Source organism: Brevundimonas sp., assembly GCF_041648055.1.
Lineage (GTDB): Bacteria > Pseudomonadota > Alphaproteobacteria > Caulobacterales > Caulobacteraceae > Brevundimonas.
Genome location: NZ_JBAZPS010000009.1, coordinates 15,262 through 29,832, shown reverse-complemented (window position 1 = coordinate 29,832; position 14,571 = coordinate 15,262). Strand labels below are relative to the sequence as shown.

Annotated in this window: 16 protein-coding genes; 12 read left to right on the top strand and 4 right to left on the bottom strand. The window is 64.9% G+C overall.

Features of this window, described 5'->3' with window-relative positions; translation table 11 throughout:
- Positions 1-177: 177 nt before the first annotated feature.
- Entirely contained in the window at positions 178-468 is a 291-nt protein-coding gene (locus WC585_RS14045; RefSeq protein ID WP_373258545.1) for a metal-sensing transcriptional repressor, read from the bottom strand.
- Positions 469-754: 286 nt separating this feature from the next.
- Complete coding sequence (locus WC585_RS14040; RefSeq protein ID WP_373258544.1) at positions 755-1,744, bottom strand: zinc-dependent alcohol dehydrogenase family protein; 990 nt, start codon at positions 1,742-1,744, stop codon at positions 755-757.
- 96 nt (positions 1,745-1,840) lie between these two features.
- Here WC585_RS14040 and WC585_RS14035 point away from each other — a divergent pair, with 96 nt between their 5' ends.
- The 3 genes from WC585_RS14035 to WC585_RS14025 all read left to right on the top strand — a co-directional run bounded on the left by WC585_RS14035 (position 1,841) and on the right by WC585_RS14025 (position 4,366).
- Positions 1,841-2,461: a TetR/AcrR family transcriptional regulator gene (locus WC585_RS14035; protein ID WP_373258543.1), complete on the top strand. Its 621-nt coding sequence runs from the start codon at positions 1,841-1,843 to the stop codon at positions 2,459-2,461.
- Positions 2,462-2,779: 318 nt separating this feature from the next.
- Positions 2,780-3,535 (top strand): endonuclease/exonuclease/phosphatase family protein, encoded by a 756-nt coding sequence (locus WC585_RS14030; protein WP_373258542.1) that lies wholly within the window; start codon positions 2,780-2,782, stop codon positions 3,533-3,535.
- A 126-nt stretch (positions 3,536-3,661) separates the two neighbouring features.
- Entirely contained in the window at positions 3,662-4,366 is a 705-nt protein-coding gene (locus tag WC585_RS14025) for a glutathione S-transferase (protein ID WP_373258541.1), read from the top strand.
- An 18-nt stretch (positions 4,367-4,384) separates the two neighbouring features.
- Here WC585_RS14025 and WC585_RS14020 read toward each other — a convergent pair whose 3' ends face one another.
- Positions 4,385-4,942 (bottom strand): TetR/AcrR family transcriptional regulator, encoded by a 558-nt coding sequence (locus WC585_RS14020; protein ID WP_066629261.1) that lies wholly within the window; start codon positions 4,940-4,942, stop codon positions 4,385-4,387.
- 194 nt (positions 4,943-5,136) lie between these two features.
- Here WC585_RS14020 and WC585_RS14015 point away from each other — a divergent pair, with 194 nt between their 5' ends.
- From WC585_RS14015 to WC585_RS14000, 4 genes are all read left to right on the top strand, one after another.
- Complete coding sequence (locus tag WC585_RS14015; RefSeq protein ID WP_313574059.1) at positions 5,137-6,243, top strand: IS110 family transposase; 1,107 nt, start codon at positions 5,137-5,139, stop codon at positions 6,241-6,243.
- 373 nt (positions 6,244-6,616) lie between these two features.
- Positions 6,617-7,174: a hypothetical protein gene (locus WC585_RS14010; RefSeq protein WP_373258540.1), complete on the top strand. Its 558-nt coding sequence runs from the start codon at positions 6,617-6,619 to the stop codon at positions 7,172-7,174.
- 1 nt (position 7,175) lies between these two features.
- Positions 7,176-7,670 (top strand): hypothetical protein, encoded by a 495-nt coding sequence (locus WC585_RS14005; RefSeq protein ID WP_373258539.1) that lies wholly within the window; start codon positions 7,176-7,178, stop codon positions 7,668-7,670.
- Positions 7,671-7,720: 50 nt separating this feature from the next.
- Positions 7,721-8,146, top strand: a complete 426-nt coding sequence (locus WC585_RS14000) for a hypothetical protein (RefSeq protein ID WP_373258538.1) — start codon at positions 7,721-7,723, stop codon at positions 8,144-8,146.
- Between the two features lie 692 nt (positions 8,147-8,838).
- Here the strand turns inward: WC585_RS14000 and WC585_RS13995 are convergent.
- A complete protein-coding gene (locus WC585_RS13995) occupies positions 8,839-9,735 on the bottom strand; it encodes a LysR family transcriptional regulator (protein WP_373258537.1) in 897 nt (298 codons plus the stop codon).
- Between the two features lie 118 nt (positions 9,736-9,853).
- Here WC585_RS13995 and WC585_RS13990 point away from each other — a divergent pair, with 118 nt between their 5' ends.
- From WC585_RS13990 to WC585_RS13970, 5 genes are all read left to right on the top strand, one after another.
- Entirely contained in the window at positions 9,854-10,840 is a 987-nt protein-coding gene (locus WC585_RS13990) for an aldo/keto reductase (RefSeq protein ID WP_373258609.1), read from the top strand.
- A gap of 38 nt (positions 10,841-10,878) precedes the next feature.
- Entirely contained in the window at positions 10,879-11,451 is a 573-nt protein-coding gene (locus WC585_RS13985; protein WP_373258536.1) for a flavodoxin, read from the top strand.
- 9 nt (positions 11,452-11,460) lie between these two features.
- On the top strand, positions 11,461-12,459 hold the full coding sequence (locus WC585_RS13980; RefSeq protein ID WP_373258535.1) for an aldo/keto reductase: 999 nt from the start codon (positions 11,461-11,463) through the stop codon (positions 12,457-12,459).
- Between the two features lie 25 nt (positions 12,460-12,484).
- On the top strand, positions 12,485-13,633 hold the full coding sequence (locus WC585_RS13975) for an aldo/keto reductase (RefSeq protein WP_373258534.1): 1,149 nt from the start codon (positions 12,485-12,487) through the stop codon (positions 13,631-13,633).
- Between the two features lie 208 nt (positions 13,634-13,841).
- Positions 13,842-14,318, top strand: a complete 477-nt coding sequence (locus tag WC585_RS13970) for a heme-binding protein (RefSeq protein ID WP_373258533.1) — start codon at positions 13,842-13,844, stop codon at positions 14,316-14,318.
- The last annotated feature ends 253 nt before the right edge of the window (positions 14,319-14,571 follow it).

Here is a 14,571-nt window from a genome sequence, read left to right as displayed (position 1 = left end):
GCGAGGCCGTTGCGTCAGCGCAAGTCGTCGACACTCTCATACTGCCAGGGAGTATCTTTATCATACTCCCTGGCAGTATACAACATGTGTCCTAACGAGGATCTCAAACCCGGGAAGGCAGCAGGGGCTGGCTTCTAGGTGCGGGAGAACACGGGCAAGAAAATGAGCCTGAAATTGTCATTTAAGATAGGTACGCAGAATCTTCATTACGCCCTCCACGCCGTCATCGTGATCGCCACCTGCGCCTCTGACGGCCCGATCTGCGCCCGCACCGAATGTTTCCCTGAGATGACTCTCCATCACTTCTGCCATCAGCCCGTTTGTCGCGCCACGCATGGCGACAATTTGCTGCAGCAGGGGAGCGCAATCGGCCCCGGCTTCGATCGCGCGTTCCAGAGCGTCCGCCTGGCCCTTGATACGCCGCAAGCGTGTAATGGCTCGCTTTTTGTCCTCTGATGAATGTGGCATCGCGTTTTCCCGAGAAATCGCTTCAGCATACTATACAGGGGGGGAGTTTCAATCCTGTCCAGAGACTGGCGCTTCTGTAATCAGGCGAGGTTCCCTGGCCAATCTCCAAATTCGCCCCCAGATCGGGCAGGCATAGCCGCCATGTTACCCTGAGACAGGTCTGGCACGCGGACGAGGAGCATCATGCTCTCAAGCCTGCGCCACAAGCAACGACGGCATGCGCGCTTACGGTCCGATCCTGTGTCTGGGAGGGGGGAGCCATCGCTCGCTCCCCCGGGTTTGCCGGTCAGACCGTAACGACGACCTTGCCGATCTGGTCGTTCGATTCGAGGAAGCGGTGCGCGTCCTGGATGGCGTCGAGCGGGAAAGTGCGCGCGATCCGCGGCTTGAGCGCGCCCGATTCCAGACCCGCCACGATGAACGCCTTGGCGCGATCAAGGGCGGCGTCGTCCGAGACGATCTCGCTGTAGAGATAACCCTTGAGCGTGAGGCTCTTGCCCAGCACGGAGAACAACGGGAACGGCGTTGGCTCGCCGCTGAGCGCGCCATATTCGAGCAGGATGCCGCCGCGCGCCATGCTCGCGGTCAGCTGCTCGAACGACGGGCCTCCGACCGGATCGAGCACCACGCGCGCACCTGCACCATCGGTTATCTCCATCACCTTTGCTACCAGATCCTCTTCCCCGGTCGCGACGACATGATGTGCACCGGCATCAAGCAGGGCCTGGCGCTTGGCGCCGGTACGCGTCGTCGCGATCACCGTCGCGCCGACCATCCGCGCAATCTGGAAGGCAGCAAGCCCGACGCTGCTGGAAGCAGCGGTGACGATGACGAAATCGCCCTTGCCGAGCTTCGCCTGCTCCACCAGCGCGCCCCAAGCGGTGACATACTGCATCCACACGGCCGCCGCTTCCTCGAACGACAGCGCCGCCGGATGCTTGACGACAAGGCGGGCGGGCACGTTGGCGACCTCGCCATAGGTGCCCCAGCGCGCGATATCGAGCGGGGGGATGACGCTGACGGCTTCGCCTTCCGCAAACCCGGTCACGTCCGCCCCGACCGTAACGACAGTGCCGGCAGCCTCGTAGCCGAGTCGGCTAGGGAACTCGGCTTCCTGAAGGTAGGCATGGTTGCGGAACATCACCTCGGCGCGGTTTATGCCTATCGCCTTCACCGCGATCTGCACTTCGTCGGCCGCGGGCGCGGGCACTGCCACATCTTCAATCCTGAGGACGCTGGCGTCGCCATATTCGTGGATACGGACGATGCGGCTCATGGGACACTCTTTGATTATTGAACGATCGTTCTGTATCGATGTCAGCGACAAGGTTCAAGCTATTATTTATCGATCATTCCATATCGGGCACCAGACATGACAGACACGAAAGCCCGTCGTGGCGCAGGCCGCCCTCGAGAGTTCAACACTGACGCTGCGCTCGACAAGGCGGTACGGCTTTTCTGGCAGCGCGGCTACGAGGCGACGTCGATGGCCGATCTGGTGGCGGAGACTGGCGTCGCCGCCGCCAGTCTCTATGCGGCGTTTGACAACAAGGCGGGGCTGTTCGCGGCGGTGATCGAGCACTATTCCGCCACGTTCAGCGTCCACCTCTATGCACCCATCAACGATCCGGCGTTGTCCACCTTCGAGGCTGTCACGGGCCTGCTGGAACGAGCGGCGTCAACGTTCTCCGAACCTGGAACGCCGGCCGGCTGCTTCATGTATTCGGCAGCGGCAGCCGTGTCGCCGGCGTCCGCCGCCATCGAATGCCTGCTGCGCGACAAGCGTATCGCGGCGGAGGCCCTCCTAGTCGAGCGTCTGCATCGTGGCGCCGCGCACGGCGAGCTTGCGGCCGATGCCGATCCGGCCGTCCTAGGCAAATTCTTCAATACGGTCATGGAAGGCATGTCCGTTCAGGCGCGCGACGGCGCTACGATCAACGAACTGCTCTCCATCGCCAAAATGGCACTCGATCGATGGCCGGCTGCGGTGTGATGGTCGAAGCGAGCTCGTCCTCGGTGTTCTTGCAACAAGCCTCTGTCGATCTGCAGCAATGCCCACTCCGACCGAAGTCCGCATGCCCAAATCATCATCCCATTCCGGGAGACCGCAGCGTTCGACAGGATTTTTGAACAGCCGCGGAAAGTTGTGACACCAAGTATCGATATTTATTTGTGCGTGGCGGGGATCTACCTATCCGCCTCGCTCGAACGAATATCCGAACACCGGGGTCTTGCCCGTTCCGTCGGACGGCGCTCCGCTCAAGGTCGCCAGCTGGAATCTCGAGCACCTGGCAGAACTGGACGGCCAGGGGTGCAGGCCGCGCGTGGAGGCCGATTACGCCGTCCTGCGCCGCCGGATGCCCTGGGGGCCGATGTGATCGCCCTCCAGGAGGTCGAGACCCAGGCCGCGGCGGAGCGGGTCTTCGAACCGGCAAAATACGATGTCGTCATGTCGACCCGCCCGGCGAGCGAGCGCGGCCCCGAATGCCGGGGAGGGCCTGGTCGCCACATCCAGAACCAAGCCGTAGGATTTGCGATCCGCAAGGGCGTCGTCTGGTCGCGCAACGGCGACCTTGCGGCTCTGGCTCTCGGCAATCCAAACCTGCGCTGGGGCGTCGACATCACCGTCGCCAAGGGGCGGCCCGTGCGGCTGCTGGCCGTCCACCTGAAGTCCGGATGCAACTCGGGTCGCGCCTCGACCGATCCCGATTGCCCTGTGCTGTTTGACCAACTGCCGGTCCTCGAGACCTGGGTCAATGATCGCGCTCAGGCGGGCGAGGCCTTCGTCGTTCTGGGCGACTGGAACCGGCGCATGGCGAGCCGGGGCGACGCCTTCTTGGACGGGCTCAATGACGGCGAGCCGGCGGCTGCGGCGCTGACCCTTGCCGGCGGCGACCGTCCAGCCGGATGCAAGGCGCGCTACCGGGAGTTCATCGACTTCATCGTCGTCGGCGTGGACGCCGCCGCGCGGGTCGAGCCGGAGTCGTTCCAGGAATATGTCTATGGCGCGCTTGAGGCCGAGCACCCTTCGGATCACTGCCCGATATCGGTGCGCCTTCTGGGCTGAGGGCGTCTAACGCGGGGCCGTATCGTCGGTGGATTGAGACGACTTGGGAGCGAGATCGAGCGTAGGGGCCTGAGAACGGATCTCGGCCTGGTCCGTTGAGCGATATGCGTCGTCATCGAGGGCCGGATGCCAAACTACACCCTCTACTATTGGGCCGTGCCTTTCCGCGGGCAGTTTGTCCGCGCGCTTCTGGCCTACGGCGGCGAGGCGTGGACAGAGGCGGGCGACGAAGCGGTCGGCGCTCTGATGGAGGGGGCGTTGGAAGACATGCCGGTACCCTTCATGGGACCTCCGGTCTTGGTTGATCACGCTGCAGGCGTGGCCGTTTCCCAGATGCCCGCGATCCTTCTCTACCTGGGGGACAAGCTCGGGCTCTTTCCGGACGATCCCGGCGGACGGGCCTTGTCGATCAAGGTGGTCAATGACGCCAACGACGTGATCGACGATCTCACCCTGGATGGTGGGCGACAGATGTGGACCGAAGCCCGCTGGGTGACCTTTGTCCCGCGCCTGCGAAAGTGGATGGGTCTGTGGGAGGAACTCGGCCGACGTCACGGGCTGACATCTCAATCCGGTTTTCTGCTCGGCGGCGGGACGCCGGGCGTCGCCGATGTCGTCAGCGCGACGCTTTGGTCCACCATGGTCGAGCGCTTTCCATCGATCGGGGCGATCCTGGAGGATGCGGCGCCTATGACGGCGAACCTCGCTGGTCGGGTTTCGCGCACCCCGGCGCTGGCCGATCTGGCGGCTCGTGCTCGTCGCGAATATGGCGAGGTCTACTGCGGCGGACAGATCGAACAGTCGCTTCGCAAGGTGTTGGGCGCGCAATAGGTCCTGATTGGCGTCGGCTCAGGCCGAGGGCGATGAAGATAGAAGCCGTTCGATAGAGGCCTCAAAGGCCTGTGCCAGTGCGGCGGCTCTGGCGTCCTCCAGGGGAAAGTCGCCGCTCAGGTCGCGGGCGAACGCCATGCCGCCGATCAGGGCGATGAGCATGCGAGCTCGCACATCGGCCTCCGGGCCGCCCAGCCAGGCCTCGAGTTGGGCGAAGATGCTGGAGCCGAGCGTCTCGTCGACGAGATGTCGCGCGCGTTCCGAGCCGGTCACTCTCAGCATGACGAGAATGCCCTGGAGCACCTTCCCGTCGTTCCCTCCGTGAAGCACCTCTTTGACGACGCGGGCGGCAAAGTCCTGCTTGGCGCCCCACAGGTGACGCCAATCGGCGTGGCAGGCCTTCACCACTTCGATGAAGAGCTCCTCCTTCCCGCCGTAGTAGCGATTGACCAGTGAGGGATCGACCTTGGCGCGGAGTCCGATATCGCGGACGCCGACCGTCTCGAAGCCTTCCTCGGCGAAGAGGTTCAGGGCCGCATGCAGGATGACCTGACGGGTGATCTCGGCGCTTCTCATTCTGGAGCCACGGTCCGCATGGCTTCACTCTAGCTCGAATGCTGGTTCGATCCAGACGAAGCGCTTCAGGTCAGGCGCGCCGCGAAGGTGCGGCGCGGCGAATAGCAAGGCACAAGCGCTAAGTCCGTATGTCCTTGCCCTCGTTCGGCCTGGCGCCGGATGCTGCAGCCTTCAGCAGCGCCTAGGAGGAAGGAATGGACACGCTCTTTGTGGGGCTCGATGTTCACAAGCTGAGCATCAGCGTCACCACTGCAGAGGACGGACGCGACGGCGCCGTCAGGTTCTGCGGCGAGGTCGCCAACACGCCGGAACAGGTTCGCAAGCTGGCGGGTCGGCTGTCGCGGTCCGGTAGTCGGTTGGAGTTCTGTTACGAGGCCGGCGGCTGTGGCTACGGGATCTACCGCCAGCTGACGGAGATGGATCATGGCTGCCTGGTCGCGGCGCCGACGCTGATCGCTCGCAAGCCAGGCGATCGCATCAAGACCGACCGACGGGATTCACAGATGCTCGCGCTTCAACACCGCGCGGGTGGTCTGACGGCGGTCTGGGTCCCCGACGAAGTGCATGAGGCCATGCGCGATCTGGTCCGGGCCCGGGGAGACGCGATGATGGCCCTGATGCGGGCGCGACAGCAACTGCTGGCGTTTCTGCTGCGGCACGGCCGGACCTACCCGGTCGGCAAGCCATGGACCTTGAGGCACCGCCGCTGGCTGGCGGGTCAGGCGTTCGAGCAGGATGCGCACCGCATCGTCTTCCAAGATTACGTGGAGGCCGTCTGGGCGGCGCAGGACCGCCGGGAACAGCTCGAAGCGAGGATCTCCGCCATGCTGGCGGGCTGGTCGTTGTCGCCTCTGGTCGAGGCGCTTCGGGCGTTGCGCGGCCTCGACACCATCTCGGCCGTCAGCTTCGTCGCGGCCGTCGGCGATCTCGGCAGGTTTGAGAATCCACGACGGCTGATGGCCTATCTGGGTCTGGTCCCCTCGGAGCATTCCAGCGGCGACCGGATCCGGCGCGGAGGCATCACCAAGACCGGCAACCGCGAAGCGCGGCGGATGCTGGTGGAAGCGGCCTGGAGCTATCGCTACCCGCCGCGGGTCTCGACCGGCAAGACCGACGTCGTCTCTCGCCAGCCGAAGGTGGTGCGGGACGTGGCGTGGAAGGCCCAGGTGCGCCTGTGCGATAGATATCGCCGTCTCAGCGCCGGCGGCAAGCGGCCGACTGTCGTCATCGCCGCTATCGCTCGGGAGCTGTCGGGCTTCATCTGGGCGATCGGTCAGGAGGTGCGGCCAGCGGCGCCTTGAGCGCCGAGCCCTGGCCCGTCAGGCCGGGGGCGGAGCGGAAGGTCAGGGACATCCTCGAGAGCCCAGTGGGCAGGCCATGTGCCGACGCCCGACCTAAGTCAGAGGCCAGCCCGCGACGAAAAGCGTTCATGCGGTAACCAACACGCGAATGGAAGACTGATCGACCGTCGCCAACGCCGCTCCGCCCCCAACCTGACGAACCTCTCATCCTGCTCATCTCCGCGCCTGCGGCGCGGAAGGGTTTTGCACGTCCAGACACTTGAAAAAGGACATGGAAGGGCTCCGCCCTCGCGCGGGCCGAGGTGCGCAGCTCTCTTCCCTCGCAACGTTCGCCCAGCTCCCGCCCAACCGCATCCCCGAAAGTATCAGTCCTATGCCGTCCAGGAAGACCTCTCCCGCCTTCGTTCCCAACGCTCCGCTCGACCCCAACACCTTCCCCTTCGATCAACTCGAGCCGTGCTACGTCGTCTCGCTCGTGGACCGACACGGTCTTCACGAAGCGCTGGCCCAGACCGACGATGGGGCATGGAGCTTCCGCGCCCTGAACGAGCGCGGCATGCCCTTGGTCACCGCCCCCGTCGTTGATGTCCGCTCCTTCGAACTGCCCATCTTCTTCTGCTTTGCGACCCGCAACCGACAGGCGCTGGCCTGTGTGGTCAGCGGCGAGAATTTCGACGTCGCCACGGACAACCCGCCTGAAGTCGCCTTCCCGCTGTTCCAGGCTGTGCACGCTGTCGAACTGATCCGTTTTGCCCGACTCGCTCTGGCCGCCGGCTTCAGCGTGATCGATCTGTCTAACGGCCACGATTCCTGGGAGGGGGACATCAATGACCTGATCAGTGGATGCGAAGCCCTGGTGTCCAATGCCGACGCCCACGACAGGTCGACCGGGCCGTTCGCCGGTCAGCTGGCTGGCGCGGAAGGAGCCTGAAATGGCCGCCAAGATCAATCGCGAGAAGATGGAGATGCTCGTACGGGCGCCTGACCAGGTTCGGACGCCGGCCCTGCTGAAGCTGATCAACCACATCGCCAGGGCACCGGCGTTGGATGTCCGCTTCTGGGCAGGCGTCACCTTGGCGACGCGGCCGTCGAAGCTGGGGGCCGAACCGGGAGCCATGGACGACGTGATCGCCGCCGTCGGCGATGCGCTGGCTGGCGGTTATGCCACCGACCCGAACCTCGAACTGACGCACAACGACGAAGCCGAAGTCACCGACATCCAATGGGATCCAGCCTTCGGCGACGACCGCTACGCCGAGCTCGTCCTGGCGATGATGAAGGTGGACGACATCGACGTTCGGCGGGTCGCCTTGGAGGCGCTGGTCGTTGGCGCTGGTCCTGACGACGCGGCCGACTTCGTCATCACCGACGGCGCGATCCGGCGCTTCCTCGGCTGGGTCGGCCAGGAAAACCGCACCCGCCACTAGCTACAGCCACCTACGCCGGACCCACGGGGGCCCGGATCACGAGATTCATCATGACCATCTGCTCCGCCTACTACGGCGACACCCCTCGCTACATGCACAGCCCGTTCAACGCCGAGCTGGCGCCCACCCACTTCGCGAACTTTGCGGGAGAATATGGGGACGAGCTGTACCTCGGCCTGCTGCTCGGGACGCCCAACATGGACGGCATCGGCGGGATCGAGCTGCCGTACGACGACCAGCTCAAGCAGCGGGTCGAACTCAGTCCGCGCAGCAGCCGCGACTGGACCATCCCGCGGCCAGTCGTGTTCGAGCTCGACGGGACGCCAATGGTGAAGACGTTGGTGCTGACCGACGGCACCGGCGTGCGTCTGGCGTACGGTGTGTTGCGCAGCGGCCGCTCCGCAGTGATCCCCACCGACCGCATCGAGTTTCCGTCGCATCAGATTCTGATCCGTCGGATCCGGACCGGACGGTGACGGACGCGAGCACTGGCAACTTGTTCCAGCAGACCGCCAAAGGCTTGGCGCGCGAGCTATTCCTTGTTTTGCGAGTCTCCCCCGAGGGTTTGCCCTTCGAGTCTTAGAAGCGCCAAGACCAGACATTAGCGGCTCTCCCGGAAGGCGATCCGAAATACATCTACGTCATCTTCGACGACGTCGCCGCCAGCGACTGGGCCGGTGAAGGCAAGCTGTTTGGGGATGGCTGACACGGCGAGCGATGGTTGCCTTGCGAGAGCACATCCCGATGGTGCCTGCGCTGGCCGCTCGCGTAAAAGGGTTCGCGCGGTCTAACGCGGCTCACCGCTGTCGCGGTGAAGACGAAAGAGCTCCTTGCCATCACGGTCGACCTCAATGTGCGTGAATGCCGAGCTGAGCGTTAGACGAAGGTCCGCGAGTGAACGGGCCTCAATGTCGTCTTGGGCTTCCACATGTTCGGTGCGCGGCGGCACGGTCGGCCCATCATGCAGATGGAATGTGTAACTTGGCATACCTCGCTCCGATAAGTCCGGCGAGAAGAACGATGTCTTACGGCGACGGTTCCTGGCTTTCCGCATGCGGACCCCGTTGAGAGGGGCTCCGACTATCTGTGAGGTGTCCGCAGCGGCCGTCGGTGGCTGAGGTATGAGAAGCGCCATGAGCGGACGTTGGCCCATAGCTCGAAAGCGGACCTAGCCACCATCTCGATATCGCAGCGCCTCCACCACCAGCGCGAACGCGGGCGAGGGGTGGCGCCGGCTGGGATAGTAGAGATGATACCCAGGGAACGGGGGGCACCAGTCTTCCAGCGCCCGCACCAACTCGCCGGAGGCGATCTGGGAGGCCACGATGTCTTCCGGCATGTAGGCAAGGCCCAAGCCCCGGCAGGCCGATTCCAGGCGCGGACGGATGGTGTTGAAGGTCAACTGCCCCTCTACCCGCACCCTCAACTCACGCCCATCCTTCTCGAACTCCCACGGGAACAGGCTGCCATGGGTGGGCAGGCGCATGTTGATGCAGTTGTGCTCAGTCAGGTCCTGCGGAGTCGTGGGCGCGGCATGGCGTTCGAAGTAGGCGGGTGAGGCGACCACGGCCATGCGCACGTCGGGGCCGATTCGCAGGGCGATCATGTCTTTGGCGACCTGCTCGCCCAGTCTCACACCAGCGTCGAAACCGTCGGCGACGATGTCGATCAGGCCATAGTCGACGATTACCTCGACCCGGATGTCGGGATAGTCCGGCAACAGCCTGGACAGGCCCGGTTGGAGAACCGAGCGCACCGGGTGTTCACCGGCGCTGATGCGGATCGTGCCGCTGGGCCGTTCGCGCATGTCGCCTAGCGCGGCCAGTTCCTGTTCGATGTCGGCGAACCGGGGCGCCACGGTCTTGAGCAGCCTCTCGCCCGCCTCGGTCGGCGACACGCTACGTGTGGTTCGGTCCAGGAGACGAATTCCCAGCCGGCTCTCCAGGGCCTTCACCGTCTGGCTCAGGGCTGACGCCGATACGCCCAGCTTGGCCCCGGCGCGGGTGAAGCTGCGTTCCTGAGCCACGACAGTGAAGGCGGCGAGATCATCGAAGCGTTGAGCCATCTGTAAGCCTGACTAACAAGAGCATGCGGATTGCCCACCCTAATCAACATTATGCTCCCGGCCTATCTTTCCAGCCGAACGGACGACGATTGTCCGGGCCATGATGTTGAAGACGAATATGGACAAGCGCGAACTCGGTCGAAGCGGCCTTCAGGTTTCCTCTCTCGGCCTCGGTTGCATGGGGCTGAGCCACGGCTATGGCCGGGCCGTCGCCAAGGAAGACGGCGTCGCCCTGATCAGGGCCGCCGTGGAGCGCGGCGTCACCCTCTTCGATACCGCCCAGATATACGGCGAAGACAATGAGGAGATGGTCGGCGAGGCGCTTGAGCCGTTCCGCGAACAGGTCGTCATCGCCACCAAGTTCGGTTTCGAGCCCGGTCAGTCCTTCGGCGAGCAGAAGCTGTCCAGCCGACCGGACGACATCCGCCGGGCTACCGAGGGCTCGCTGCGGCGACTGCGTGTCGACGCCATCGATCTCTATTACCAGCACCGGGTCGATCCCGATGTGCCGATCGAGGACGTGGCGGGCACGATCCGGGACCTGATCGCCGAGGGCAAGGTCAAGCATTTCGGACTGTCCGAGGCCGGCGTCGACACCATCCGCCGGGCCCACGCCGTCCAGCCGGTGACAGCCCTGCAAAGCGAATACTCCCTGTGGTGGCGAGAGCCGGAGCAGGAGATCATCCCGACGCTGGAGAATCTCGGCATCGGCTTCGTGCCGTTCAGCCCGTTGGGCAAGGGCTTCCTGACCGGCGCCATCGGCGCGGACGCCACCTTCGGCAAGGACGATTTCCGCAGTGTCGTGCCCCGCTTCGGCAGCGAGGCGCTGGGACAGAACCAGCCCCTCGTCGAAGCGCTTCAGACCGTGGCGGCGGCGAAGGGCGTCACCCCCGCCCAGATCGCCCTGGCCTGGCTGCTGGCGCAGAAGCCGTGGATCGCGCCCATCCCCGGCACGACGAAACTGCATCGGCTGGAGGAGAACCTCGGGGCCGCCGACGTTGAACTAACCAGCGGCGACCTTGAGCAGATCGAGACGGCCGTCTCGCAGGTCAAGGTTCAGGGCGACCGTTACCCGGCGCATTTGCAGGCGAGGGTCGGGCGATGACGGATGTCGGCGGTCATGCAGTCTCGCGGCGAGCGGCCTTGTCGGCGCCTGTGGCCATGGCCTTGATGGCGGGATCGACCACGGCCTGCGCCCAGGAGACCCAACCGGCGGCGGGACCGACATCGAACATCCTGGTTGCCTATTTCACGCGCTCTGGAAACACCCGCGTCATCGCCGGTCAGTTGAAGCGCACGTTGGACGCGGACCTGTTCGAAATCCTGCCGGCAGAGCCCTACCCAGAGGATTATCAGGCGAACGTGGATCAGGCGAGACGCGAGCGGGACGCCGGCTTCGAGCCGCCTCTGAAGGCCGAGGTCCAGAACCTCGCCGCTTACGACACCGTCTATCTGGGCTTCCCGATCTGGGGCGAGACCGCGCCGCCGGTAATCCGCAGTTTCATGCGCCGGCATAACCTGGCCGGCAAGACGGTGCGGCCCTTCATCACTCACGGCGGCTATGGGCAGGGTAGCAGTCTGTCCGTCCTCGCCAGCCACGCGCCCGGCGCGCGCATTCAGGACGCCTTCGTGATGGAGGCCGACCAGGAACGCCGGACGATTACCCTGATTACGGAATGGCTGGGCTCCGACGCCGGCGCGCAGGCCAATCGATAGGAGACACCCATGAAGACGCGCATCCTCGGAAAGTCCGGCCTTGAGGTCTCGGCCCTCGGCTACGGCTGTATGGGCCTGTCGTCAGCCTATGGCGACGCCACGCCCACACAGGACGCGGTGCGTCTGATCCGTGACGCGTTCGAGCGCGGCGTCACCCTGTTCGACACCGCCGAGGCCTATGGGCCGTTCGCCAACGAGTCCCTGCTTGGCGAGGCGGTGGAGCCGTTCCGCGACCAGATCGTCATCGCCACCAAGTTCGGCTTCGACATCGACCTGGATACCGGCGCCCGCACCGGCGAACTGAACAGCAGGCCCGAGCATATTCGAGCCGTCGTGAACGCCATGCTGAAGCGGCTGCGCACCGACCATATCGACCTGCTCTACCAGCACCGCGTCGATCCGGCCGTGCCCATGGAGGACGTCGCAGGCGCGGTGAAGGCGTTGATCGAAGAGGGCAAGGTCCGGCACTTCGGCCTGTCGGAGCCCAGCGTCGCCTCCCTTCACCGCGCCCACGCGGTGCATCCGGTCGCCGTTCTTCAGAACGAGTATTCGCTGTGGACGCGCGACGTCGAGACCAATGGTGCCCTGGCCGCCTGCCACGAACTGGGCATCGGCTTCGTGCCGTTCAGCCCGCTCGGCGCCGGCTTCCTGACCGGCAAAATCGACGCCTCGACCGAACTGGCGCCCGGCGACTTCCGCTCGGTCTCGCCGCGCTTCTCGACCGAGGCGCGGGCGGCAAACATGGCCCTGGTCGATCTGCTGAAGGACATCGCCGCGCCGAAGGGGGCGACCCCGGCCCAGATCGCCCTGGCCTGGCTGATGGCGCAGAGGCCGTGGATCGTGCCGATCCCCGGCACCACCAAACTGCACCGGCTGGAAGAAAACCTGGGGGCGGCCGAAGTCGACCTCAGCGCTGACGACCTCGCCACCATCGACATCGCCGCCGCCGCCATCCCGATCCAGGGCGAACGCTTGCCCGAAGCGGTTCTCGCCCAGACCGGCCGCTGACACACACACAGACAGGAGCCGAACCATGCAAATCAATGACAAGACCAGAGGCGTCGGACGCCGGGGCCTGCTCGGCGCCGGCCTGGCCTTGCCCGCCCTCGCGGCGACGGCGGCGAGCGCGCGAACGCCGGTGCATGCCGCCCGGACGACCCAGGTCATCCCGCCGGATCGCCGCAGGCTCGGCAGCCTGGAAGTGTCGAGCATCGGCCTAGGCGTGCAGAACATGACGCGCACCTATCAGACGACCATCCCGACCCGGCCGGAGATGATCAACATCATCCGCACGGCCAATGACACCGGCGTCACCTTCTTTGATGCCGCCGAAGCATACGGTCCCCATGAAGTGGAACGCCTGCTCGGTGAAGCGGTCGCGCCGATCCGTGATCGCGTGGTCATCACCTCCAAGTTTGGCTGGAACATCGACCAGGAAACCGGTCAGCGCCGACCGGGCCGCAACAGTCGGCCGGACCACGTCCGCCGCGTCGTCGATGGCATGCTCCAGCGCCTGAAGACCGACCGGATCGATCTGCTCTATCAGCACCGGGTCGATCCCGAAGTGCCGATCGAGGACGTCGCCGGCCTGATGAAGGAGCTGATGGCCGAAGGGAAGGTCCTGCATTGGGGCATGTGTGAGATGGGCCAGCAGACCCTGCGCCGCGCCCACGCGGAACAGCCCCTCACCGCCGTGCAGAACGAATATTCGCTGCTTTGGCGCGGCCCGGAAGAGTGGGTGCTGGGCGCCTGCGAGGAACTGGGCATCGGCTTTGTTCCCTGGAGCCCGCTGGGGGTGGCTTTCCTGAACGGCGCCATTGACGCCAACACCCGCTTCGCGCCCGGCGACATCCGGGGCATCGAGCCACGCTTCTCGCCCGAGAACCTGCCGCTTAATCTCCCCCTGATCGACCTCGTGAAACAGTGGGCCGAACGCAAGGACGCCCGGCCTGGGCAGATCGCCCTGGCCTGGCTGCTGGCGCAGAAGCCGTGGATCGTGCCCATCCCCGGCACGACCCAGATGGCGCACATGCTGGAGAATACCGGCGCCGCCGCCATCCGGTTCACGCCGGCGGAACTGACCGAGTTCACGGCCGCCGCCGACGCCATCGAGATCAAGGGCGCCCGCCTGCCCGACGCCGTCCTCGCCTACTCCGAGGTCGAAGCCCCGCCGAGGAACTGAGGAATGAAGGGAATGATGCTCGGACTTCTGGCGGTCCTGACGACGACCGGGGCACAGGCTCAGCAGGCCGAGCCCCAGCCTTCGGGGCCTGTCCAGACGTCGCCGTGTCGGAAGATCGCGACGGCGCCCCGGTGCAGTGGCTTCAACACGTGACCGACGCGGAGTTCGTGGGGCCGGAACAACCTTCCAGCAGCAATCGGAGATGACCATGAAGTGGCTAATCGCAATCGCCTGCCTGACTGTGCTTTCAACACCGGCCGCTGCCCAATCGGCGCCTCCGATCCCAAGCGTCTACGGCGAACCCGTCGGCATCGAACAAGCCCAGGCGATCGTTCAGCGCGGCCTGGAAGAAGGCGCGCGCCGGGGCCTGCCCTTGGCTATCGCTGTGGTCGAGCCGTCAGGAGAACTGGTCGCCTTTGCGCGGATGGACGGCGTCCCCTACGGCTCCATCCCGCTCGCTCAAGACAAGGCCCGAACCTCCGCCCGTTTCCGCACCACGACGGTCAGTCGGGAAGAACAGGTGAATAATGGTCGATACGCGCTCCTGACGGCGGACGACTTCGTTGCCATCGGTGGGGGTGTGCCCATCGTTGTAGATGGTCGGGTCGTTGGAGCGGTTGGGATTTCCGGCGGAACTTCAGCCGAAGACGCAGTCGTCGCAGCGGCTATCGCTGGTCCTCAATAGCGACGTCGGCTCACTGCCTAGAAGCAGACCTTGCGAAGGTCAGGGATGAGTCAAAAGCGGCCCTCAGTTTACAAGGTCTGCGTAGCGCCAACAGCGGACATTGGCCGACGTCCAGAAAGCGGCCATTCGTGATTCCGGTAGAGCCAAGGACCGCATAAGCTTTCGAGAAGGCCGGACCATTCTCTAATGATGGCTTGGACTGAGGCCATCGAGCGCAAGCTTCAGCGGCTTAAGCTCCTCTTTCATCGTGGAA

Excerpts from the sequence above, each read along its gene's own strand:
- WC585_RS14045 (WP_373258545.1), bottom strand. The coding sequence starts at position 468 with ATGCCACATTCATCAGAGGACAAAAAGCGAGCCATTACACGCTTGCGG.
- WC585_RS14015 (WP_313574059.1), top strand. The coding sequence starts at position 5,137 with ATGGACACGCTCTTTGTGGGGCTCGATGTTCACAAGCTGAGCATCAGC.
- WC585_RS13995 (WP_373258537.1), bottom strand. The coding sequence starts at position 9,735 with ATGGCTCAACGCTTCGATGATCTCGCCGCCTTCACTGTCGTGGCTCAG.
- WC585_RS14025 (WP_373258541.1), top strand. The coding sequence starts at position 3,662 with ATGCCAAACTACACCCTCTACTATTGGGCCGTGCCTTTCCGCGGGCAG.
- WC585_RS13990 (WP_373258609.1), top strand. The coding sequence starts at position 9,854 with ATGGACAAGCGCGAACTCGGTCGAAGCGGCCTTCAGGTTTCCTCTCTC.
- WC585_RS14040 (WP_373258544.1), bottom strand. The coding sequence starts at position 1,744 with ATGAGCCGCATCGTCCGTATCCACGAATATGGCGACGCCAGCGTCCTC.
- WC585_RS14020 (WP_066629261.1), bottom strand. The coding sequence starts at position 4,942 with ATGAGAAGCGCCGAGATCACCCGTCAGGTCATCCTGCATGCGGCCCTG.
- WC585_RS14035 (WP_373258543.1), top strand. The coding sequence starts at position 1,841 with ATGACAGACACGAAAGCCCGTCGTGGCGCAGGCCGCCCTCGAGAGTTC.
- WC585_RS14005 (WP_373258539.1), top strand. The coding sequence starts at position 7,176 with ATGGCCGCCAAGATCAATCGCGAGAAGATGGAGATGCTCGTACGGGCG.
- WC585_RS14010 (WP_373258540.1), top strand. The coding sequence starts at position 6,617 with ATGCCGTCCAGGAAGACCTCTCCCGCCTTCGTTCCCAACGCTCCGCTC.
- WC585_RS13980 (WP_373258535.1), top strand. The coding sequence starts at position 11,461 with ATGAAGACGCGCATCCTCGGAAAGTCCGGCCTTGAGGTCTCGGCCCTC.
- WC585_RS13975 (WP_373258534.1), top strand. The coding sequence starts at position 12,485 with ATGCAAATCAATGACAAGACCAGAGGCGTCGGACGCCGGGGCCTGCTC.
- WC585_RS14000 (WP_373258538.1), top strand. The coding sequence starts at position 7,721 with ATGACCATCTGCTCCGCCTACTACGGCGACACCCCTCGCTACATGCAC.
- WC585_RS13970 (WP_373258533.1), top strand. The coding sequence starts at position 13,842 with ATGAAGTGGCTAATCGCAATCGCCTGCCTGACTGTGCTTTCAACACCG.